We start from the raw sequence: 23,634 nt of genomic DNA, 5'->3' as shown, positions 1-23,634 counted from the left end.
ACGGCTTTATCCAGCAAATATAAAACAACAGGCGAAGTTCTCGATAGAACTCCGCCTGTTATTCTTTATGCTATCTGCACATCAATCATACGATTTGCATCATTATTCGCTCACCTTACTGAAATAATATAGGCGCAAACCAACTGAGATATAAACGCCAATTACGCCAAACGTGTCCCCCTTCCGTTTGATAAAAACGATATGGATAGTGGTGTTCGTCAAAATATTTACGCAAATCTGCATTCATTTGCCATAGGAAATCATCACGACCTATCGCTATCCAATAACAACGTGGCTTACTTTTAAACAACTGTTCTAACTGAACTTGTATCAAAGAATCATGCTGTATTTGGTCATAAAGTGATGAGCTGTTTTGCTCGATTTTACCATTTAGATGCAATCCTGCAGAGAAAAGGCCATAAAAATCGAACAGCTTAGGATAGAGACGGCTCACATTAAACGTTTGACCTCCACCCATAGAGAGCCCGCAAATCGCACGTCCACAACGTTCCTTTATCGTTCTATAGTGGCTATCCACATAGTTTACTATGTCTAAAAAACTATTAGCCATATCGGTAACAGCAGGCTTTTTAGGTCCCGTCTCACCCATAAACGATGGTGTATACATGCCAAATGACCATTCTCCTGGTGCAGCTTGACAGTTAGTATTGCCATTAGGCATCACTACAATCATGGGCTTTGCCTTTCCTTCAGCAATGAGATTATCCATAATTTGTGCTGCTCGCCCTAATTCACTCCAAGCATTTTCATCGCCACCAGCACCATGAAGCAAATAAAGTACAGGGTAGTGGCCACCTTTTTCATAATTTGCAGGCGTATAAATAGTCATGCGTCGATTCATTTTTAACGATGGACTGGGATACCACACCTTCGAGATATTGCCATGGAGTACCTCATTAACACGATACAAATGGCCACAATCGTCTTTTGATTTCGAAACGATAAAGATATTACTATAGGTTGAAATGTCGCGATTCATATAGATGTTTGCAGGGTCATTCATCGTTACCCCATCTACTTGAAAGCAGTAACTATATAACTCCGCCCCTAATATTGATGTAGTATAGCTCCACAACCCTCTCTCATCTTTCACCATCTTTGCCCGCTGTTGTCCATCCTTTTCGGGCACAATACAATCACCCTGCACCACAACCTCATGGGCATTGGGAGCAAAGAGCTGAAAGGTTACACGCCCATCAGCATGGATGACAGGAGAGTCTACCTTGACATGATTAAATAATTTCTCTTGTGAAAATGCTACTATTGTTGTTATAATCGACAATAAAACAGCTGAAAAGATTCGTTTTCCCATTCTGATATATCTATAAATAATTTTATTTCTTCTACTTATTGCCATTCTTTTGAGCTATCACAGGCACACAAACGTTCTCGACACTCCTCTAAAATAGCCATTAAATCAGCCATTCTTGTTGCACGAAGCATTGCAATACGCGTTTGCTTAAAATCAGGAATACCCTTAAAAATAGGGCTGGCTGCCAAATGACGTCGCGTGTGTAGGATGCCTCTTACTTCATCTATACGTGCCACATTGATGCGCAATTGCTCTTCTAAAATATCAATCTTGTCATCTATCGTGAGGTGTTTGGCCTCTGATGTTCCATCCAACGCATCACGTATCTCTTTAAAAATCCAGGGACAACCAAATGTTGCACGCCCCACCATCACTGCATCTACCCCATAATCTTCAAAAGCACGCACCGCATCTGCACCCGAAGTAATGTCGCCATTCCCAATAATTGGGATATGGATGCGTGGGTTTTGCTTCACACGGCCTATCAAAGTCCAGTCGGCTTTGCCAGTATACATCTGTGCACGTGTACGCCCATGAATGGTTAATGCTTGTATGCCACAGTCCTGAAGCTGTTCACAAAGTGTCTCAATCACAAGGTTTTCTGCGTCCCAACCTAAGCGAGTCTTCACTGTTACGGGCGTTTTCACGGCCTGAACCACACGCTTTGTAATCTCTAAAAGCAAAGGAATGTTCTTCAACATGCCCGATCCAGCACCCTTACCTGCGACCTTTTTCACAGGACAACCAAAGTTAAGATCAATCACATCGGGGTGGATTTCCTCCACAACACGTGCTGCCTCGACCATAGAATCAACATCTCGTCCATAGATTTGCACACCAACAGGACGCTCCTCGGCATTAATTTTCATCTTATCCAGCGTCGATTGGATGTTACGAATAATAGCATCTGCCGATACAAACTCCGTATAAACCATGGCCGCACCATAGCGTTTGCACAACATTCTAAAACCAATATCTGTTACATCCTCCATAGGTGCGAGGAACAGGGGACGCTCATTAAATGTTAAAGAACCTATTTTCATGCGCGCAAAGTTACAACATTTTTCCGAAGTAAGCTGTTCTTAACCCTGTCAAGCACAGCAAAAGAGGATTAATACAACAAGTGATAACAGCCTCCAGGCAAAGCCTTAACGACACCTTTCAGTTCTAACTGGAAGAGCAAACTGATGAGATGTGCCACAGGCTGCCCACTTCTCACCGTCAAAACATTAATCTGTTGGTCGTTATCTTTTGCCAAAAGGGTGACCAATTGCTGCTCTTCGGCCGTCAAATCAGGAAAGAGTTGTCGTTCTATCCCTCGCTGTCTGGCATCTTGTATGCGCTGTTCCGTTCCCCAATCCATCGCCTGAACGAAGTCGAAAGCCGAAGTAATCAGTGCAGCTTTATTATCCCTTATTAAAGTATTACAGCCCATACTATAAGGCATATTCACAGCACCTGGAAAGGCAAACACATCTCGATTGTAATCGTTAGCCAAGCGTGTTGTGATGCGACCACCGCCATGTTCGGCACTTTCTACTAAAATACAAGCATCGCAAAGCCCTGCAACAATACGGTTACGACGAACGAAATTTTGCTTATCGGCATTGGTATGTGTAGCATATTCGGTTAGCAAACCACCCTGATGCAGCATGGCTTGTGCTGTTTCTTGGTGCACACGAGGATAAATTTGATCTAATCCATGTGCCAAAACAGCAATCGTTTCGAAACCATTCTGCAACGCTTGGCGATGCGCTTGAATATCGATTCCATAGGCTAATCCACTTACGACCAACGTATTGGGACACAAATGATGCAATTCTACCATAAAGTTTCGCACCAAATCTTGCCCATAGACCGTACAATGTCGTGTGCCAACCATGCTCACAATATGCATCTGATTGAGCGAAGCTGTTCCCTGATAGAACAGAACCAATGGCGCATCCGGACATTCTGCCAAGCGTTTTGGATAACGTTCATCATGCAAACACAGCACTTCTACTTGATTTTTAACTGCCCACTCCAATTCTTCCTCCGCCCATCGACGCACAGAATCGCTCTCTTGAAGCAATGCTATGAGCCGTGAAGGCGCATCAGGAAGGATTGAACGAATATCCTTTCTATGCTCCATAATCGCCGTAGCCGTCCCCATACGCCGATATAATTCGAGCATTCCAGCCAGACTATAGAAACCTATGCGTGAGAGAATAAGGGTGTTGAGCACCTCTTGTTGGTCGGCTATCATCGTACTATTCTCCGTCGTTAGCTTGAATAAAGGGAGCAAATGCGCGGTCATAATCCTCGCTCAGCCCCAATTTTCCATGGATTAGGCACACCAATTCAACCGTAGCATGGAAGCAAAGCCGTTCGTCACTCGCACGAAAAATGTCGTGCGTAAAGACATAACGGACACCATTCTTTTGCAAATTCATGCGCGAAATAAACTCATCATCGCAGCGAAGAGGTGTCTTATAAGCCAGATTCATACGAGCAACAACCGCGTCAACTCCCTTCTCATGCATCTGAACAAAGCTCAGTCCTGCATGTTTTAAAAAGCGATGACGCGTGTGTTCTGTGTAATGTAAGTAGTTGGCATTGTTCACAATCCCTTCAATGTCACACTCATAATCGCGCACTTCCATACGCGTTTCATAAACATATTTCTTCATTTTATTATTGTATGAGATGCTGTTTGCACAGCATTCGTTGTTACATGCTCTGTTAAAGTCGTGCGTTTAAGATACTCATATCCAATGCGACAACGCAGACACTCACGCTTATCGCAATATTCATTCTTCAATTGTATCAACGCTTGTGCGTCACCTGCGTGCTCAATAGTTAAGCCACAAGCTCGCCACAACCGCACAATGTGATTGTCCTCGGCTTTCAATTGCTCAAAAAAAGAGAAGCAACGGGTTACATATTCTTCCCTACCTAAATAGCGACCATAGGCAAAAAGTATGGGAATGGCTGTGTTTATAACCAGTAATAAGAGCGAATGGCGCGAAAGTTTCTTCTCACATTCCTTACTCAACACACCAAAAGTGTAATGCGTTTTCCAATAAGTTGTCACATCGGTTTGCAACAAATTACCGACCGATTCCACAGTAAGACAATCGGTCAACTGGCTCAATTCAGTGCGCCTTTGATAATAAAGATGTGCTAATTGTGCCAAGCGAATATGAGGAAAATTCTGAGGTCTTAGCCGCAGAAAACGCCATAAATGATGGTCCATGGGCACCAGATTAAACTTATGTTGCAAATAAAGAAACTCCTTTTTGAGTCTTAAAAAATAACCTTCTTCAAGCGCTTGTTGACGATAACGGTCAGGAATTGCCTCCTCACAAAGCAGTCCTGCTTGCCCTAAAAACAACGCTTCAAGCTGAAAAAGATCATCACGATGATGGGCTATCTGTTGCAAAGGAAGATGCAAAGCCCATGTTTCAAACGTATCACTATTCACACCAAAACCGAAATTTCGTGCTAAAGTAGCAAAATAAGCTACCTCCCATGCGCCATCATTTTGCGCTAAACGCTGCAAGATGGCACGCTCTTTTTGAGCCAATCGCTCTACTTGAAGTGCATTCATCCAGCCATGAAGCATCAGACTACTCAACTGAGGAATCACCCGATAGCAAGGTGGATATTCGGCTGTATGCCGCAACGTATCATAGGATTTCCGCAATAAGGGAGGTATAGGTAGCACAAATTGAGGTATCACACGCCCCTGATGGTCATACAATTCTGCATCCGTCATTTCACAAACATGCAAAACAACATTGTCATAATGCGCATCCTTATCATGGCCATGAGCATACCAATCGCTCGATTTCACATGCAATTCCACATTCCCCACCCACAAAATGCCATCAATTTTCACTTTAGCGTTGAAGAAATCGGGACCTGCATGCCGATTATGCAAGCCCACATCAATCACTTCTAACGCCTGTCCCTGATGGGTTCTCAGCGCAGATAGTGGAAACATCTTATGCTTCCAAGCATAATGAATCAACTCTTCCATGATGGTTTCTAAGGGTTATTGGTTGTCACAAAAATACAAAAAAAATGATAACATTCATGCTTTTTCAAGAGATTTGCTACAAAAGCCCACAAAAATCATTCAATAAATTCGTAACTTTGCCCCATATATCCTTATAGAAACAACTGATAAAAAGCATTTAAACATGAAGATAGCTTTGATTGGATATGGAAAAATGGGACACATGATTGAAGAGATTGCCCGGCAAAGGGGACATGAAATCGTGTGTATCATTGATGTTAATAATCCAGAAGACTTCGATTCTGAAGCCTTTTCAAGCGCTGATGTGGCCATTGAATTCACTAATCCCACTGCGGCCTATGGTAATTATTTGAAAGCTTTTAAGCATCATGTGAAAGTTGTAAGCGGCTCTACAGGTTGGATGAAAGACCATAAATCCGATGTAGAAGCGCTCACAAAAGATGGTCAGCAAACACTCTTTTGGGCTAGTAATTTCTCGATTGGAGTGGTTATCTTTGAGGCTGTGAACCGCTATTTGGCAAAAATCATGAATGGTTTTCCACAATATGATGTCACCATGGAGGAGGTTCATCATGTCCATAAGATTGATGCTCCTTCGGGAACGGCTATCACCTTAGCTGAAGAAATCATCGAAAATCTTGATAGAAAGACCGAGTGGGTGAAAGGATTTCAACACCATGCCGACGGAAAAGAAGAAGGAACAAATCATGTTTCTCCAGAGAAGCTCCCTATAGCTAGCATCCGTCGCGACGAAGTTCCGGGCATTCACAGCATTCAATACAACAGCGATGCCGATGCCATTACCATCACTCACGACGCACACAACCGCAAAGGATTTGCTTTGGGCGCTGTGCTTGCAGCAGAATATACAAAAGATCACACTGGATTGCTCACCACAAGCGACCTGTTTAAATTCTAAATCCTTATGATAGATAAAGAAAAAGCAAAGTTAAACCCACGGGTTCAGTGGACAAAATTCGTCATCGCCATCATTGCCTATCTACTCTTTTTATACTGGGTTGGTAGTTGGTGGGGGCTGCTTGTCGTCCCATTTATCTTCGATGTTTACATCACTAAGAAGATTAGATGGCAGTGGTGGAAAGACAGTGAAGGTCCCACACGCTTCATCATGAGTTGGGTTGATGCCCTTGTCTTTGCCTTAGTGGCGGTTTATTTCATCAACCTTTTCTTCTTTCAAAACTTCGTTATCCCCTCAAGCTCATTAGAAAAGAGCCTCCTCACGGGCGATTATCTCTTCGTGAGCAAGGTGAGTTATGGACCAAGAATTCCTGAAACGCCACTCACAATGCCACTCACTCAGCACACTTTACCGGTGATTAACACCAAAAGTTATATTGAATGGCCTCATTGGGACTACCGAAGAGTGAAGGGGTTGGGCAACGTAAAGCTTAACGATATTGTCGTGTTCAACTTCCCAGCCGGCGACACATTAGTTGCTGCCGAGCAGTATCAACAGAGCGATTACTACACTTTAATTCATAGTATCGGTCAACAACTTGCTGCATCGAATGGGGAATCAACTCCCGATTTGAAGTTGATGAACCCTGTAGAGCAGCGCAATTATCAGCTTCACATCGATGCGTTAGGCCGTCGTTATGTGTTAGCCCATCCTGAAGAATACGGCGAAGTGTTTACTCGTCCTACTGATAGACGTGAGAACTACGTCAAACGTTGCGTGGGATTACCTGGGCAAACCTTACAAATTAAAAATCGCATTGTCTACCTAAATGGTAAGGCCAACAAGGAACCCGACAATGTTCAATACACCTATTACGTGAAGTTAAAGCAACCATTACCCACGGAACTGACCGATGAATTGGGCATTTCTAACGAGGATATGGCTTCACTTTCGCAATATGGCTATCTGCCTTTAACGAAAAGAGCTGTGATGGCTTTAGCTAAGCGCAAAGACCTTGTGGCAAGCATTAAGCTCAACACCGATACACAAACGGGCGATTTATATCCACTTGATGGCTATACGGGTTGGACAAGAGATAATTATGGGCCGATATGGATACCGAAAAAGGGTGCTACAGTGGAACTGAATATGAAGAATATTGCCCTCTATGAGCGCCCTATTCGCGTGTATGAGCACAACGATTTAACGATAAAGAATGGACAAATCTACATCAATGGACGACTCGCTCACACCTATAAATTCAAGATGGATTACTATTGGATGATGGGCGATAACCGCCACAACAGTGCCGATTCGCGCTATTGGGGCTTCGTTCCCGAAGACCATATTGTCGGTAAGCCCATCTTCATTTGGTGGAGCAAGAACCCCGACTATTCGGGCTTTAAGGGCGTTCGATGGAGCCGTTTGTTCAATATTGTCGACCACATTAAGTAAAATCATTCATCCCACCACGCTGCATCTCTGTCCTTTCGCCTGCGAACAACGACACGATGCAGCGTGATTTTTTTAATATGCAGCAACTTCGTGCATGGTGTTTCAGTATCGGTGTGGGGCTTGTTCTGTCGCTCTTGGTCAGAGCCTTCATCTTCCCCATCTACCAAGTGTCTGCCCATGCGCTGTTGAAACAAGGCGATTGCATTGTCGTTAACAAGCTCGACAGAAAAGATTTTCAACGAGAACAACTCATTGTTTTCGGAAAAACACCCAACGAAATAGGGCGCATCAAAGCACTACCTGGTGATACCCTTCGTATCAAACAGCAACGTTATGTCATCCCTTCTGCCTGCTGCAAACGCTGTTTGTGTACTGATTGCCACACCTTCTTAGTGCAAACGGGCAACGGCTACCAGCTCATTCAGCAACATCAAATCATCGGTAAGGCCTATTGGCTTTATCATCTTCCATTCTAACACACCACAACCCACCACTTTTCAAACATAGCCTATGGTTCAGAACGACACAGTTCTTCTCAGTTCTACTTATTTTGGTCCCATTCAATGGTACCAAAAAATCAATCGCTATCCGCAGGTTTGGATAGAACAGCACGAGCACTTCGTGAAACAAACCTACCGCAATCGCTGCATCATCCCCACCACCAATGGGCTACAAGCATTGAGCATTCCTGTGACTTGCCCTGACAACCAGCAACTTTCCAAAACTCCTTTTCGCGATATTCGCATCACCGATCATGGGAATTGGCGACACATCCATTGGAATGCCCTATGCTCGGCATATGGTGAAAGCCCGTTTTTTGAATATTACCAAGACGACATCCGCCCATTTTTTGAAAAGAAATGGGATTTTCTCATCGACTTTAACCATGCCATTATGATGTGCATGCTCAACTTGTTAGACATCGAAAAACAACCCCAATACACCGCTTCATTCCAACCTTTACCACCCAAAGAGGCGGCAATAGCACCTGACTCCACCCCTGAAAAAACCGATTTCCGTAACAGCATCCGTCCTAAACACCCCGAAAACGACCCTACGTTTGTTGCAAAACCCTACTACCAAGTGTATCAACAAAAAATAGGTTTCCAACCCAACATGAGCATTCTCGACCTGCTTTTCAACGAAGGTAACGAGGCGGTGCTGTGGTTATAATGCCCATAGGGGGTAGAATGGATAGGCATGCACACCTCGTTTTTTACCCTTTCGTTTGCCTATTCGCCCCTTTTCCGTTACCTTTGCAGAAATTAAAACAGGCATGTCTGAAGATTTCGATATAAGAGAAGAGACGCTTTCCAACGCCGAACGCGACTTTGAAAACGCTTTGCGACCGCTGAAATTTAGCGATTTCAACGGGCAAAAGAAGGTGGTTGAGAACTTAGAGATATTTGTTGAGGCCGCCAAATACCGCAGAGAGCCACTCGACCATACCCTCCTTTATGGGCCACCTGGCTTGGGAAAAACCACGTTGAGCAACATCATTGCCAACGAATTGGGCGTGGGCTTCAAGCTGACCAGTGGTCCGGTGCTCGATAAACCGGGCGATTTGGCCGGCATTCTCACGTCGTTAGAACCCAACGATGTGCTGTTTATCGACGAGATTCATCGCCTCTCGCCCGTCGTAGAAGAGTACCTTTACTCGGCGATGGAGGACTATCGCATTGATATTATGATAGATAAAGGGCCTTCGGCACGCTCTATACAGTTAGATTTAAACCCCTTTACACTCATCGGAGCCACAACTCGAAGCGGCATGCTCACTGCCCCTTTACGTGCGCGTTTCGGCATCAATATGCACTTAGAATATTATGACCCCGACACGTTGCAGCGTATTATCCAGCGCTCGGCCATGCTCTTAAAAGTGCCGATTGAGAAAGAAGCCGCCATTGAAATCAGCCGAAGGAGCCGCGGGACGCCCCGTATTGCCAACGCTTTGCTACGCCGTGTGCGCGATTTTGCACAGGTAAAGGGCAACGGAACCATCACCCATGACATCGCACAATTAGGGCTTCAGTCACTCAACATCGACGAATATGGGCTCGATGAAATCGATAATAAGATTCTTTTAACCATCATCGATAAGTTCAAAGGTGGTCCTGTGGGCGTGAGTACCATTGCTACGGCCATTGGAGAAGATGCAGGAACGGTGGAAGATGTTTACGAACCCTTCCTCATCATGGAAGGCTTTATCAAACGAACACCACGTGGGCGCATGGCAACTACCTTAGCTTATGAGCACCTTGGACGCAATCGCTACGAAGGAAACCTCATGCATCCCGACCTCTTTGAATAGCCCTTTGACAGGAACCACCTAAAAGCGAGAAAAGAAAGTGGCATAGATTGCAGCAGAATAACATGCAAATTATGTACTAAAAGCAATGACTTTACGCCAGAATAGCATGCAAATTGCGACCTAAGACGATAGTCCTTGTGCCACCACAACCTTACAAACCCACAAACAGGAATAGTCCATGACATTATTTCCCCCACCCTTTTATCATCCTACTGCCCCCAGACAAACGCAACACCGCAGGGTTATTTCTTCCAATCCAACGCAAAATTATAACCGAAGTTCTTGCTTGTTTCCATATTATTGCGTAACTTTCGCCACGTAATTTAGGCAATGGTATTTCAACGAATACCATTGACAAACGCTTAAGAAAACATGCTTGCTGATGAGAAAATTCACCTTCATTGTAGCAATTACAGCCATTCTACTCACTTATAGTTGCTGTTCAAGTCAAGCAATGAGTGGAATTGCTGATGCAGACTCCATTTATGTTGAATATAGTGGTATGTTAGGAAAAACACGCTATGTGATTAATCATAGTGACACCCTCACAAGAATGGACGGAATCTTTTGGCGGGATACCAACAGAATAGAGTATGCAAAGCTCTCGGAACCCATCAAAAGGATTACCTCGAGCGATGTACCCATTATAAAACAATTAGCTCGTCGGCTCTTTGTTGAGCGCACAATACCCGACACGCTATGGACAAAGCCCTATGCACATGGCAAAACATGTTGGCCCATCTTCTCTGTCCACGTGTTTAAAAATGGGGAAGAAACCGTTTATTATTACGACACAGGCGAAGAAAAGAACGGGATAGTCTATTCCACTTCAGTGCAAATCAAGTTCTCGTCAGCATTCCTTGAATTCAGACATCGCTTGAACAAAATCTTCCATAAACAAGATTAAGGCATCAAAAGAGAGCCTTCCTCATCCACGTTTCGAAGAAAGCGTGCAAGAGGGAGGCTCTTTTTGGGGTTTTATTGCAGCCCAACAGGCTTACAAAGCGGTGAAAGCGGTGATTAAACCAAAGATGATACCTGGAGCATTGGCTAAGGCAAGAGGCAGATCGCGCTTCTCTTTAAAAAGACCATAGCACACCCAAAGTGTACAGTTGATGGCTGCCATAAGAGGCTGAATGAACGTGCCTTTTTGGCCTGAGAGGTTGTTTTGAATCTGTGCAATGTAGAAAACATACATCAACACGGAGGTAATCATACCAATCCAACCTAATTTTTCAAAAAACTTTTCTTTTGTCATTATCTTGAATATTGAATAAATGTTTGAATTTTATCTCCTTCTACAAGCTTGTTTCCAACGGCATTTACAGGCTACATGCAACCTTCCATAGCTACAAAAAACACACCAACGCATAGCCATCGTACGCTGCAAATATAGCGATTTCCACTTGTTCCTACAAAACATTGGTGCCATTTCTGTCATGTTTCCTTGTCTTCACGCCACAAAAACCGTAAATTTGTAAGCCAAGTAACAGGCCATCACGCCATCGTCCGCCACAAACAAGGCTCTGGTGCTAATGCTGTTTCCACAAGAAAGTGACTGACTGCACAACCTTAACATAACGATATGGAGCAAAAAGCAAAATCACAACAAGGAGTGTTGCGGCAAAACACGCCCTACACCGAATTGTTTATCTATCAAAAGGCCGATGCCATCTATCAACTCACCTATGTATTCTGCCGTCGATTTCTGCCCAAATATGGCGACCGCACCGTAGATCAGATGGTGCAAGCAGCCCGATCGGGCAAACAAAACATCGTGGAAGGCATTGAAGATGGTAGTACATCCAGTGAAATGGAACTGAAACTGCTCAACGTAGCACGTGCCTCTCTGCAGGAACTGCGCGAAGATTATGAAGATCATCTGCACACACGCCACCTTCTTCACTGGACAAACACGCACCCGCGCTATAACACTATGCTCGCCTTTTGCAAGCAACACAACAAGCCTCACGACTATTTGGTTTATGCAGATAAATGGACTGCTGAGGAATTTTGCAATACCCTCATCACGCTTTGCCACATCACCGACAAGATGCTTTGCAGCTATCTTGCCCGATTAGAGAAGTTGTTTGTGGAGCAAGGCGGCATCAAAGAACGCATGTATGCTGCCAGAACAGGCTACCGAAAAGAGCAAGATGCCTTGCTCAAAAGCCTGCAAACGGAGAACGAGCAGCTGAAAGCTGAAAACGAAAGGCTGAAAGCCGAGATAGAAAGAATGAGGAAGGAAAGAGGGTAGTTGATAGATTTTCTAGTCTCCCTAGGACTCCTAGGGGAACTAGGAACCCTAGAAAACTAGAAAAAACCATCAACAATGCAGCCCTAAAAAGCGGCAAGCCCGCGAAATATCGGGGCTTGCCTTAACCATTTCATTAGAGTTGAATGTTGAAAGCGGCACCAGCGACCACCCAACAACCGGGCTGTGGCACGTTGCCCACATCGAAATAATGCCGGTTGAGCAGATTGTTTCCCTCAACATAAGCTTGCCAACGTGGTGCTTGCCACAGGAATTTGGCATCTAAAAGGCCATAAGAACCATAGTGATGGGCCGCTCCTGAAGCATCCAAATATTGCCCCATGCGATGCTGGAAACGATAATTCACCTGCAAATTCAGCAGCGAAACGACATGAAACTGCGCAGCAGCCACAAACTTTTGCTTGAGATATTCCAACGCATAGCGGCTGCGAATGCCCGTAGGCTCGTGCTGATTTTGCTGGATAAAGCAATAACCCAACTGCAGTTGTTGCAACACCTGTTGTGCGGGAAGCAGCTGTTTGAAGTCGAAAGCCACATGGGTTTCAACGCCAAGAGCTTTAATCTTGCCGAAATTCACCGACCGCCAGAGCAACGAACCCGATGCATCGGTCTCGCCACTGTTAATCCAATCGATGAGATGGGTGTAGCGATTGTGGAACAGATGGGCACGCGCAGCCACCCCATTCGCCTCGTATTTCGCACCCAATTCCCACGCCGTCAGCTCCTCGGGGCGCAGATTTGGGTTGGCCTTATGTCCGCCAACCGAATAGAACAGCTCGGTGATTGAAGGCATTCTGAGCGACGAATTGAAGCTCGAATAGAGCTGCCAAGCCTGGCCAAGACGATAAGAAAGGTTGACATTGGGATAGAAACGCAACCCCATATCGGCATGGCTATTTTTCACACCCACGAGACCTAACGAGGCCGAAAAGCGGTCAATGGTGAGATTGTGCTCGGCAAAAAGCTGCACATTCGTGCGGAAACAACCCATCTTATAGGTGGCTCCCGTCACACCATGAATGGGTTTCGGAGCCGAAAGAGGTGTGCCCAAGTTGGTGCTTACCAACATTTCGCGCTGCCATTCTGCTCCAAAAGCCGTGCGACCCAACGCGGTATCGAAATAGGAATTGACGCTGGCACCTAAAACATTCGTGCGATGATAGTTGAAAGGATAGCGGTCGCTGCGTCCACGAAACAGCTCAAAACGGTCGTAAAAGCGGTTCCAATAGACCGACGAACGCAGCTTCAAAAAGCCACGTTTCGTAGCTGCCTGCAACGCCGTATAGCTGTTTAACGTGTGCTCAAACTGGTCATCATACTTCGCACTATAGTTGGTACTCGAACCAAAACGACGATTGCTCAGCCCGGCATGCCATTGCAACAGCAGCGCATCGGTGTCGTAATAGCCTTGATAGAGCGCCTTCACGCCACGATAATCGGTGTTGAGACCGCCCTGCTTATTGCGCTGATAGCCATCGCTTCGCACATAAGAAGCGGAGACTTGCTGGTTCCACGGTCCGCGAACAAGGTTCACACGGCCGCCCATTTCGCCATAACCAAAGCTTCCTCCCGACGCATAAACCGTGGCACTTGAAGCCAAAGGAGGAACCGATACCAAATGAATGGCACCCAAAAGCGAGGCGGTGCCATAGACACTTCCTGCCGGACCTTCGAGCACTTCGATGCGTGTCAGTTCGCGCTTTCCGATGGGAAAATCGAATGCATTGTGGGCGGTATGCGGATTTCCAACGGGTATGCCGTTGAAAAGGAGCGCCGTTTGCTCGCAGTTTCCACCCCGGATACCGATGTCAGCCTGTGCACCTAAGGGGCCTCTTTGCCGCACATCCACGCTGACAACGTGTTTCAATAGGTCGTTAACACTTTGCACTGGCGCAGCATTAACATCCTTCTGCGTCAGTACAGTTACCATTCTCGCTTGCTGATTGTGCATCAGCGGTGCCTTCGAAGCGGTCACTTCGACCCCCGCAAGACTATACTCCTTCATTGCTTTCTTGGCAATGGTGTCGACGACTGCACTATCATTGCTCATCCCCTCAGCCTTTGCATAGGTGAGCGATGCCACAGACAGTGTGCCAATCAGCACTTCTTTGCCAAGACAAGCAAACAGCGCATAGCCCTTGTTGGTGAAGTGTTTGAACACCATTCGTGGGCACGTGTTGAAAATTGTCTTGTACATTATAATAAATTCTTTTGTGGTTTGCATAATTTCAAACCGCCCGCAAAATTACAAAAAAACAGGCGTTTTTATCCAAAAGCACGCGAAACACACCCGTATCTCAGCCATTTTTCATGAAAACGAGCGAGAAACACCCGTTTCTCGGCTATTTTTTTCAAAAACAAATGAGATACACCCGTATCCCAATCATTTTTGATAAAAACAAGCGTTCGGCACCCGTTTCTCGACTATTTTTCTCAAAAACAGGCGGGAAACACCCGTATCTCGGCCTTTTTCTGCTAAAAACACGAGAACGGTGGCCGTGTTATGGTGGTTTCAATCAAAACAGAAGCATCCGTAGGGCGGTTTCCTTTGTTTTCCATAAAAACAGCTGAAACCGCCCTACGTTTTCGACCTTTTTCCTCAAAAACAAGGGAAAACGGTGGGCGTATTCCATGATTTTTACCAAAAACAGTACAGAACGGTGGCCGTTCTCGGTGGTTTTGCCCACCCGAAACAAAAAAAATATGCTACCTTCAGCAGGCAGCATATCTTTCAATGTGGTCCATTCCGTTGTCCTTCGCAAAGGAAATAGTCCTAAGACCATCATGCAACAAAATGAACACTTACACATCATAACTCTCTAAATACAAATTTTGAATGCGAAAAATGAAATAACTTAAACCCTCACGGGCTAATGTGATTTACAAAGTTGAGTACTTAATAGTCTAAAACTTAAACCTTCGATGCAAAGATATTGCGATTACATGAAAAAGCGTATCACAATCCTTCACTCCTTATCACGATTATTCATTATCTGCTGTTTTTGTGCATTTTTGTGAGATAAATGACGAAAATCAGCGGGCGTAACTCCAAATTTATCGGAGAAATTACGATAGAATGTTTGCGCTATGGGCATGCCACACTCCTCGCCTATGGCCTCAATCGTGTAGTCAGGACGGTCTCTTAACAGCTCGGCAGCATATTCTAAACGCAGTTCATTGATATATTTGGTGAACGACATGCCCGAAAATCGTGTGAAAAGTTGGGCAAATTTATTGTGCGGAACATACACCTCGTTGATGACATCCTCGCGCGAAAGTTTGGGTTGCAAGAACATCTTCTTGCGCATAATCACTTCAGAGAGCTTCGAAAAGAGGGCACGATCGGCATCTTCCTTCGCCTCATCGGTAGCCGTTTTCACGCTCTCTACATCGGTTTTTGCAACTTCAACGTGGGCTTCTGCTGCCGTTTTTGTTTGTTTTTCTTTTTCTTCGGCCACAGCTTCTTTGAGCAATTCATTCTGAAGGCGCTCGTTTTTCAACGCTTCCCGATATTGCAACAGGCGGTTAATGGTGTCGACAGCCGAAGCATTCTTGCGGGTGATGATGCGGTTATAGCGCACGATGCGGAACACGATGAAGCACAACAACACAAAGATTACGCCACCCATGATGAGGGCAATGCGTAGGGTTCGCAGCTCGGCTTCTTGCTGACGTTGCTGCATTTCGAAAATCATTGTCTCGCTCGACTTTGCCAATTTAAAGGCCGAACGGGGCATAAAACCATACGAATGATTGCCACTCTCCTTCAAACCCAACGTGTCTGGCGTCTCGGCCAATAAGCGAAGCGAACGATTTAAATCGGGCAACATGCGGATGGCATCGTCATATTTGCCTGCATTTTGCATCGCTTGCATGGTATTGAGCAACGTATAAACCTTTTGATAAAGCCCATTCCAAGGGTCTTTCGGCGTGCTCATGCCGTTATAAATATTGATGGTCCGTCGAAAATAGGGCATCGCTCCGTTATAATCTCCTACGTTGGCTTTGTTGATTCCGATAAGGAATGAGAGCGTGGCCTCATAGTGTTCAGACTGCTCTTCGATAGACCTTCCCAACGCAATGTAGGCATATTCCAGGCTCGATTTGGTCTCACCTTTGAGGTATTTGGCATAAGCAATCTTCGTAATGGCGCGGAAATAGGCATCTTTCGACGATGCTGTATCTTCAATAGCATCCGAAACTTTCTGCGGTGTGGGCTGCTTTGACCGACAGGAAAAGATGGTGGTAGCCATGAAAGCCCCTACCATCAGAATTAGAAAAAAACTTTTTCTCATGTGGAATAATACGATTCAGCGTGTTATACTAAGTGGCCTAATGCTGCTGAAACAGCACAATGGCCTTTTGAACAATAGGATTTGCCTCGTTCACCACTTGGAAATATTGGCTCATATCCCAAAGGTCTCGTGCCACAAGCGCCTTGAGTTGAAGGCGCAGTTGCGGCAGACTTTTCTTCCATTCTGCCTCATCTTTGGGCTTAACCTTGTCTTTTTCGGCCGTCTTTCGAATGTCGTCAAGCAACGATTGTGGCACTTCATAGCGTGCAAGGAAGGTGGCAAAGTCGGGATATTGCTGCTTCAATGTCTTGCGATGTGCATCTACATATTTCAAATTGGCATTGATGAGATAGCTCCGAGCGGCCAATTGTCGATGATAAGGCGTATAAAGTGTAGTATCAAGTGGCACGAAATAATCGGGCATAATGCCCCCACCACCATAGACAAGACGCTGTTTTCGCAGCGTTTTATACTTTAAAGAGTCGGCAAAATGAATGCTGTCGGCGCTATAAAGTTCGCCATGTTCGAAACGATTCTCAATGTCCAACGCATAACTCCGCGCATCACCCTTCGTATAAGGTTTCTGTATGCAGCGACCAGAAGGCGTGTAATAATGGGCAATCGTGAGACGAATCATGCTGCCATCAGGAAACTCTATCGGCCGTTGCACCAAGCCTTTGCCAAACGAACGACGCCCAACAACCTCGCCACGGTCTTGATCTTGCAATGCACCTGTAACGATTTCGGCTGCCGAAGCCGTAAATTCGTTGATGAGAACCACTACTTTTCCCGCGAGCAAACGGCCTTTTCCATCGGCCCGGAACTCCTGTTTCGGCACACTTCTCCCTAAAGTATAGACGATGAGGTCGTTGCGTTTAAGAAACTCATTGGCAATGTCTACCGCCGCATTTAAATAGCCTCCGCCATTCTCTTCGAGGTCAAGAATAAGGTCGTTCATGCCTTGTTGCTTCAAAACGGCTACGGCTTCCATAAACTCTTTGTAAGTGGTTAAGCCGAAGCTACCAATGCGAATGTAGCCTATTGTGGGGCGAATCATGTAGTAAGCATCCAAGGTTTTCACGGGAATTTTATCGCGAACCACGACAAAAGTGAGCACACCTTTGATGCCACGACGCACAATGCCTAAGCGAACCTTCGATCCTTTGGGGCCACGGAGACGACGCATAATCTCCTCTTTCGACATTTTTACACCCGCAATAGCACTGTCATTCACCATCACAATGCGGTCACCGGCTAAGATTCCCACACGCTCTGAAGGTCCATTCGAAACGGGTTGGATGACTAAAAGCGTATCTTGCACCACATTAAACTGCACACCAATACCCTCAAACGAGCCTTGAAGCGGTTCGTTCATCGCTTTGGTTTCCTGCGCGGTTGAATAAGATGAATGTGGATCGAGCTTCTCTATCATCCCCCGAATGCCGTCTTCTACGAGCTTATTTTGGTTCACTGAGTCGACATAGAAATTGTAAATAGCTATCTCTGCCAACTGCAATTTGCGCAAAGCGGCATCATCATCGCGACGAGAATGCTGTGCTTGGAGCGCCAAACAGCAGGTCAATCCTAACAAAAAGACCATCCCTACCCGCTTCAAATCATGGGTAGCGACAGAAAATATGTGTTGCATTTGTTTCATTATACCTTTTCTTTTATTCGTTCTTACATCGTCCTTTCCTTGCCTTTCAGCTTCATTCCATCGGCTCCGTATCGGCTTCGGGCAGGTCTTCTTCAATCACTAAGTTGTCGATGATGAAGTTTTGCCGCTCCATAGTGTTCTTACCCATGTAATATTCCAATAGCTTTCCCACCTGATCATTCTTGTGAAGTGTCACCTGTTCCAACCGCATATCGGCACCAATGAAATGCACAAACTCCTCAGGACTAATCTCTCCGAGCCCTTTAAAGCGTGTAATCTCGGGGTCGGGGCCTAAATCTTGAATGGCATTCAGACGCTCTTCGTCGGTGTAACAATAGCGTGTGATAAAATCATTCTTCTTCTCTTTCGGGTCTAAACGGGCGTCAGCTTCGGCTATCACCTGCTTATTTTTAATCTTTGTACGCTTGTTTCGCACACGGAAAAGCGGCGTCTGCAACACATAAACATGCCCTTTTTTAATCAATTCGGGAAAGAATTGCAAGAAAAAAGTAATGATAAGCAGCCGAATATGCATGCCATCGACATCGGCATCTGTCGCCACAATCACTTTATTATAGCGCAAACCGTCGAGCCCTTCCTCAATATCTAAGGCCGCTTGCAGCAAGTTAAATTCTTCGTTTTCATAGACCACTTTCTTCGTTAAGCCAAACGAATTGAGCGGTTTTCCACGCAAAGAGAAAACGGCCTGCGTGTTGACATCACGGCTTTTCGTGATGCTTCCGCTGGCCGAATCGCCCTCGGTGATGAAGATAGCACTCTCTTCTTTGCGACTGTTTTTGCTGTCACTAAAGTGAATGCGGCAGTCCCGCAGCTTACGATTGTGCAGGTTTGCCTTCTTTGCACGCTCTCTTGCCAACTTCGTTACGCCCGCCATAGCCTTTCTTTCGCGTTCGCTCTCCTTGATTTTGCTTTCTAAAACCTCGGCCACATCGGGATGAATGTGTAAGAAATTATCGACATTCTGCTTGATAAAGTCACCGACATATTTATTAATCGATTCGCCATCGGGCGACATTTGCGTCGAACCAAGCTTAATCTTCGTTTGACTTTCAAACACAGGCTCTTCCACATTCAGCGCAATCGCAGCCACAATGCCATTGCGAATATCGGTATACTCGTAGTTTTTATTGAAAAACTCCTTGATGGTTTTCGCAATATGTTCCTTAAAAGCACTCTGGTGTGTACCGCCTTGCGTAGTGTGTTGTCCGTTGACAAAGCTGTGATACTCTTCGCCATACTGATTGGCATGCGTGAAAGCAATCTCAATATCTTCGCCCACAATGTGGATAATGGGATACAAGCCATCATTGGTCATGGTGTCGTTGAGCAGGTCTTCCAAACCATTACGGCTCTTGATACGCCGACCATTATACATAATGGTGAGACCACTATTCAGATAAGTGTAGTTACGCAGCATGGTTTCAACGATGTCTTCGTGGAAACTATAGCCTTTAAAGAGTGTGTTGTCGGGCACAAAATAAATATAAGTGCCGTTTTCATCGTTGCTATCTTCTGTTTTATCCGATAGTAGATTACCCTTTTCGAACACCAATTCGCGCACCTTTCCATCGCGATAAGACTTCACTTCGAAGTGCGAACTCAAGGCGTTTACAGCCTTAACACCCACACCATTCAGGCCCACACTCTTCTTAAAAGCTTTCGAATCATATTTTCCACCCGTGTTCAACATGCTCACGGCTTCAACCAATTTGCCTTGCGGAATGCCCCGGCCATAGTCGCGGACCCGCACGCGAAGGTTCTCTTCAACGTCGATTTCAATGCGGTCGCCCGCGTGCATTTTAAACTCATCGATGCTGTTATCGATGACTTCTTTCAGCAAAACATAAATACCATCTTCAGGTAAATTGCCGTCACCCAAGCGCCCTATATACATTCCCGGGCGCGTTCTGACGTGCTCCATATCCGACAAATGCCGAATGTTGTCGTCGGTATAAGCCACGGTCTCTTGGGGCTTGTGATTGATTTCTTCGTTCTTTATTTCGTTTTCTGTCATATCTTTGCTGCTGTTATGCGAAAAATTACAACGTTTTATAAGTCCTTTCGGTAGCAACGGCGACGCTTATGCAACACCGTTTCCAAATATTGCCATTGGTTTTGCACCTTTTCATTGGTCTCCATCTCCACATGGGTCTCCCCCCATGCAATACCATATTTCTGATAGATGGGTATCAAATGCGAGAACAACAGAGCGTTAGCGCCTTTCACACGATATTCGGGAAGGACACCTATCAACAGTAAATCGACAATATTCGTTTGGTGAAACTTCAACACTTTCAGAATATGCCACCAACCAAAAGGCAGCAATCGTCCGTTATGGAGTTTCTGAAGGGCGCGTGACAGCGAAGGAATCGTGAGCCCTACGCCCACAATTTTATGGGGTTCGCAGTTCCAATCTTCCACAATCGGCATCCAGTTTAAATCGCCATACGGCAGATAGGTGTCAATATATTGATAGATTTGCTTCTCGGTAAGTTCGGAATAACCATACAAATCTTTAAAGGTTTCGTTGATGATTTCAAACACCTTATAGCCCAAACCACCTTGATAGACCTCCTTTTTTGTCATCGCACGCACATGAAGATTGTAGCGGCTTTCAATCATCTCGGCCACCTTGGTGTACTTCTCCGGAATTTCTTTCGGCACAATGAGCTTGTATTCCACATAGTCGTTATCCTTCCTCCAACCGCCAAGTCGCTCCATGTGCTGCGGATAATAGGGATAATTATAAATCGTTGCCATCGTGCCCAACTGGTCAAAGCCTTCGATAAGCATGCCCTCGGGGTCGAAATCGGTAAACCCTAACGGCCCAACCACGTTGTCCATGCCCTTGCTTCGGCCATAATCTTCTACGGCTTTGAGCAACGCTCTACTCACTTCTATGTCGTCAATAAAGTCAATCCAGCCAAAACGTACCGCCTTTGTGTGCCATTTTTCGTTGGCACGATAGTTGATGATGGCAGCCACACGCCCCACCAACTGCCCCTCCTTGTAAGCCAAGAAATAGGCTGCTTCGCAGAAATCAAAAGCCGCATTCTTGTTGGACGAGAGCGTATCTAACTCATCACGATAGAGGTTTGGCGCGTCGAAAGCATTCCCTTTGTAGAGCGTATAATGAAAATCTATAAATGTTGTGAGGTCAGCCTTACTGCTCACTGTCTTAATTTCTATTGCCGACATTAAATTATTGATTTAATTCTCAAACGCGCAAATGTAGCCAATTTTATGCAGAACGCAAAATTTACACTATTTTTTTGCAAATAATTAAGGCGTGCGTTGTACCAATGGTCGTGGCAAACAAATAGTGTTCCCCACCCTCTTTTAATTTTAACCGCTTACGCAATTCCACCACAGAAAGAGGAAAGTTGCGCACCGCAAGATTGGCTTTCTCTATTCCATGCAAGGCTGATTTCAAACTCTTTTTACTGAAAGGAGTCACAGCAAGCACCCGAAACTGCCGGCCAGGAAAATCGTTTACAGGTGTCATGGCTGCAAAAAGATGGGTGTTTGTAGCCAAGGCCTCCACCCCATAACGCGCCGACAAAGCGGCAAAACAACCTGCTTTCATCAACGAGGCATGGGGTTCAAACAGATAGTCGAAAGTGGATGTTCGAAGGAGGGGTACCCTTTGTTGCGCCTCCTCGGCTGAACAGGCAAACACCTTACCGTCATTCACGGCATAAAGTTGCAAGGAGTGCTCACCGACATGCCGCTGCATCACCAACAACAGTTCCTTGCATTCGCCGCCAACACTGACGATATGCACCTCGCAGACATGCTTCAACTGTGCCACAGCCGCATGCCAATCCAACATGGGCGACAGCTTAACCACCACCCATTGCGCCTTGTCAACCAACTCATCGGATAGCAAAGCCACATCGGGCGTGCAGTCTTCAATGGCATAGGTCTTGCTTCCTGTGGCATCGCGACGCGCAGGATCAAGATAAATAACCCCTGCTCGGTCAGACATACTTCGTAAGAAAGTGGTGCCATCGCCGCTAATCACCCGTGCAGAAGGCAGGCCTAAAAGTGGAAAATTGTGCTTTGCCAACGCGCACAACTCGGTTTGTTGCTCCACATAATAGACTTTCTTAAATCCCTGGGCCATGAAAGAAAAGTCGACACCTAAACCTCCTGTGAGGTCAACCAACGTGCTCTCGCCCAGGCCTTTGCCGCACAACCGCTGCACAAGTTGCTGCTTATAGCGCGCCGTTTGCTCGCTTGAACATTGCTCCATCGACAGCTGTTGCGGGTAAAGCAACTGCTCATGAGCTGCCCATGAGGGCAATTTCTTGCACGCTACCTGCCATCCTTTGATTTGATGAAGAGCAAACGAAAAGTCCATATCAGGATATTTGGCGGCTTGAAGCGCCAACCTTCGCACATCATCCTGACGGTGTTCGCGCACAAAAGTTTGCACTTTTTCTAAATTCTGTTTTGTTAACTCCATCTGATAAACAACGATTTCAACGCCATGCGGATAGAAAAAACACCCAATTCATCGTCATGACGGCACGCTTGAAAGGGTTATGGAATGACCTTATAATATTTCTTTGCCACCGCACGCGAACATTTATTGAAATGCCACCACTCGGTTCGCAACGGTATAAAACCGCCATGACGCATCACTTTCCGCAAAAGTTGCCGATTTCTTCGTGCTTCGGGCGAGATGATATGGGCAGTAACCAACGCCGCCTCATGGTCGATATGCGCCGCCTTGCCCATGTAATCAATCTTCGTTCCCATATCGAGCGTGTCGCCTTTTAGCGTACAAAGGGTGATGTCTACAGCCATTCCATAGTTGTGCATGCCGCCACCATGCGCAGGATTGGACACATAAATGGCTTTCGAAGTATGCTTCACTTCGTCCCACATGCGTTGCTGAATGTGCATGGGGCGTGCGGCATCGTAGACCTTTAAGCTGAGGTCGGGGCGCAGTTGTTTTAAATAGGACTGTGCTTTTTGCAGAGCTTTCATGGCCTCGGGATGTAAAAACGCCTCACGAAGGTCACTGTATAACACCACACCACAGAAGTTATCGGGACGTGCATACATCAAACTTACATGAATTGTTGGGTCGCATTGCTGCACCTGTTGATAGCCTTGCCGTGCTAACTGCTGTGCCGTAGCACTGCATTTCGTGGTTGAGGATTGAGTCAACTGTGCTGCAATGAGACTGCAATTAAAAGAGAAAAAAATGAGAGAGGCAAGAGCTTTATCCCACTTTTGCCGATGAAACCGATAAAATCTCAACATATAGTACTATCTTTCTATTATTCTTAAACACGCCTTTAGAACGCCATCGCAACACGAATGGGCCTAAGGAAAA

20 protein-coding genes are annotated in these 23,634 nt (G+C 45.6%); 7 read left to right on the top strand and 13 right to left on the bottom strand.

Going from position 1 to position 23,634, the window contains the following annotated elements; translation table 11 throughout:
• Positions 1-115: 115 nt before the first annotated feature.
• The 5 genes from X919_RS0109270 to X919_RS15205 form a co-directional block, all read right to left on the bottom strand.
• The gene (locus X919_RS0109270; RefSeq protein WP_036917780.1) at positions 116-1,333 is read right to left on the bottom strand and encodes an esterase; all 1,218 of its coding nucleotides are present in this window, start codon (positions 1,331-1,333) and stop codon (positions 116-118) included.
• 35 nt (positions 1,334-1,368) lie between these two features.
• On the bottom strand, positions 1,369-2,376 hold the full coding sequence (gene dusB, locus X919_RS0109265; protein WP_028899871.1) for a tRNA dihydrouridine synthase DusB: 1,008 nt from the start codon (positions 2,374-2,376) through the stop codon (positions 1,369-1,371).
• A 68-nt stretch (positions 2,377-2,444) separates the two neighbouring features.
• Positions 2,445-3,578 carry a DNA-processing protein DprA gene (dprA, locus tag X919_RS0109260; protein ID WP_036917776.1) on the bottom strand — a complete coding sequence of 378 codons (1,134 nt, stop codon included), beginning with the start codon at positions 3,576-3,578 and terminating at the stop codon, positions 2,445-2,447.
• 4 nt (positions 3,579-3,582) lie between these two features.
• Positions 3,583-4,002 carry an acyl-CoA thioesterase gene (locus tag X919_RS0109255; RefSeq protein WP_028899869.1) on the bottom strand — a complete coding sequence of 140 codons (420 nt, stop codon included), beginning with the start codon at positions 4,000-4,002 and terminating at the stop codon, positions 3,583-3,585.
• Entirely contained in the window at positions 3,999-5,354 is a 1,356-nt protein-coding gene (locus X919_RS15205) for a DUF2851 family protein (RefSeq protein WP_036917773.1), read from the bottom strand. The genes X919_RS0109255 and X919_RS15205 overlap by 4 nt, the downstream gene beginning before the upstream one ends.
• Positions 5,355-5,517: 163 nt before the next feature.
• Between X919_RS15205 and dapB the strand changes: the two genes are divergently transcribed.
• The 6 genes from dapB (at position 5,518) to X919_RS0109215 (ending at position 10,946) form a co-directional block, all read left to right on the top strand.
• A complete protein-coding gene (gene dapB, locus X919_RS0109240; RefSeq protein WP_028899868.1) occupies positions 5,518-6,273 on the top strand; it encodes a 4-hydroxy-tetrahydrodipicolinate reductase in 756 nt (251 codons plus the stop codon).
• A gap of 6 nt (positions 6,274-6,279) precedes the next feature.
• Positions 6,280-7,728 (top strand): signal peptidase I, encoded by a 1,449-nt coding sequence (gene lepB / locus X919_RS0109235; protein WP_028899867.1) that lies wholly within the window; start codon positions 6,280-6,282, stop codon positions 7,726-7,728.
• Between the two features lie 56 nt (positions 7,729-7,784).
• Positions 7,785-8,204 (top strand): S26 family signal peptidase, encoded by a 420-nt coding sequence (locus X919_RS0109230; protein WP_028899866.1) that lies wholly within the window; start codon positions 7,785-7,787, stop codon positions 8,202-8,204.
• Positions 8,205-8,238: 34 nt separating this feature from the next.
• Positions 8,239-8,901 (top strand): WbqC family protein, encoded by a 663-nt coding sequence (locus X919_RS0109225; RefSeq protein ID WP_028899865.1) that lies wholly within the window; start codon positions 8,239-8,241, stop codon positions 8,899-8,901.
• A 103-nt stretch (positions 8,902-9,004) separates the two neighbouring features.
• Positions 9,005-10,039 (top strand): Holliday junction branch migration DNA helicase RuvB, encoded by a 1,035-nt coding sequence (ruvB, locus tag X919_RS0109220; RefSeq protein WP_028899864.1) that lies wholly within the window; start codon positions 9,005-9,007, stop codon positions 10,037-10,039.
• Between the two features lie 382 nt (positions 10,040-10,421).
• Positions 10,422-10,946, top strand: coding sequence for a hypothetical protein (locus X919_RS0109215; RefSeq protein ID WP_036917769.1), 525 nt, complete (start codon positions 10,422-10,424; stop codon positions 10,944-10,946).
• Between the two features lie 90 nt (positions 10,947-11,036).
• Here the strand turns inward: X919_RS0109215 and X919_RS0109210 are convergent, their stop codons facing one another.
• Positions 11,037-11,297 carry a SemiSWEET family transporter gene (locus X919_RS0109210; RefSeq protein WP_025069714.1) on the bottom strand — a complete coding sequence of 87 codons (261 nt, stop codon included), beginning with the start codon at positions 11,295-11,297 and terminating at the stop codon, positions 11,037-11,039.
• A 327-nt stretch (positions 11,298-11,624) separates the two neighbouring features.
• Between X919_RS0109210 and X919_RS0109205 the strand changes: the two genes are divergently transcribed.
• On the top strand, positions 11,625-12,296 hold the full coding sequence (locus X919_RS0109205; protein ID WP_028899862.1) for a four helix bundle suffix domain-containing protein: 672 nt from the start codon (positions 11,625-11,627) through the stop codon (positions 12,294-12,296).
• 133 nt (positions 12,297-12,429) lie between these two features.
• Here the strand turns inward: X919_RS0109205 and X919_RS0109200 are convergent, their stop codons facing one another.
• The 7 genes from X919_RS0109200 to X919_RS0109165 all read right to left on the bottom strand — a co-directional run bounded on the left by X919_RS0109200 (position 12,430) and on the right by X919_RS0109165 (position 23,561).
• Positions 12,430-14,511, bottom strand: a complete 2,082-nt coding sequence (locus X919_RS0109200; RefSeq protein WP_028899861.1) for a TonB-dependent receptor — start codon at positions 14,509-14,511, stop codon at positions 12,430-12,432.
• Between the two features lie 769 nt (positions 14,512-15,280).
• Positions 15,281-16,609 carry a helix-turn-helix transcriptional regulator gene (locus X919_RS0109190; RefSeq protein WP_036917766.1) on the bottom strand — a complete coding sequence of 443 codons (1,329 nt, stop codon included), beginning with the start codon at positions 16,607-16,609 and terminating at the stop codon, positions 15,281-15,283.
• Positions 16,610-16,646: 37 nt separating this feature from the next.
• Positions 16,647-18,266, bottom strand: coding sequence for a S41 family peptidase (locus X919_RS0109185; RefSeq protein ID WP_081759454.1), 1,620 nt, complete (start codon positions 18,264-18,266; stop codon positions 16,647-16,649).
• Between the two features lie 52 nt (positions 18,267-18,318).
• Positions 18,319-20,301, bottom strand: a complete 1,983-nt coding sequence (locus X919_RS0109180) for a DNA topoisomerase IV subunit B (protein ID WP_028899857.1) — start codon at positions 20,299-20,301, stop codon at positions 18,319-18,321.
• Positions 20,302-20,336: 35 nt separating this feature from the next.
• A complete protein-coding gene (locus X919_RS0109175; RefSeq protein ID WP_028899856.1) occupies positions 20,337-21,485 on the bottom strand; it encodes a hypothetical protein in 1,149 nt (382 codons plus the stop codon).
• A gap of 61 nt (positions 21,486-21,546) precedes the next feature.
• Positions 21,547-22,755 (bottom strand): THUMP-like domain-containing protein, encoded by a 1,209-nt coding sequence (locus tag X919_RS0109170; RefSeq protein ID WP_081759453.1) that lies wholly within the window; start codon positions 22,753-22,755, stop codon positions 21,547-21,549.
• Positions 22,756-22,832: 77 nt separating this feature from the next.
• On the bottom strand, positions 22,833-23,561 hold the full coding sequence (locus X919_RS0109165) for a M15 family metallopeptidase (RefSeq protein WP_028899854.1): 729 nt from the start codon (positions 23,559-23,561) through the stop codon (positions 22,833-22,835).
• Positions 23,562-23,634: the final 73 nt, after the last annotated feature.

The sequence above is a fragment of the Prevotella sp. HJM029 genome (assembly GCF_000599605.1).
Taxonomy (GTDB): domain Bacteria; phylum Bacteroidota; class Bacteroidia; order Bacteroidales; family Bacteroidaceae; genus Prevotella.
The sequence above is the reverse complement of the archived record's forward strand: the minus strand, read 5'-3'. Positions and strand labels throughout refer to the sequence as shown.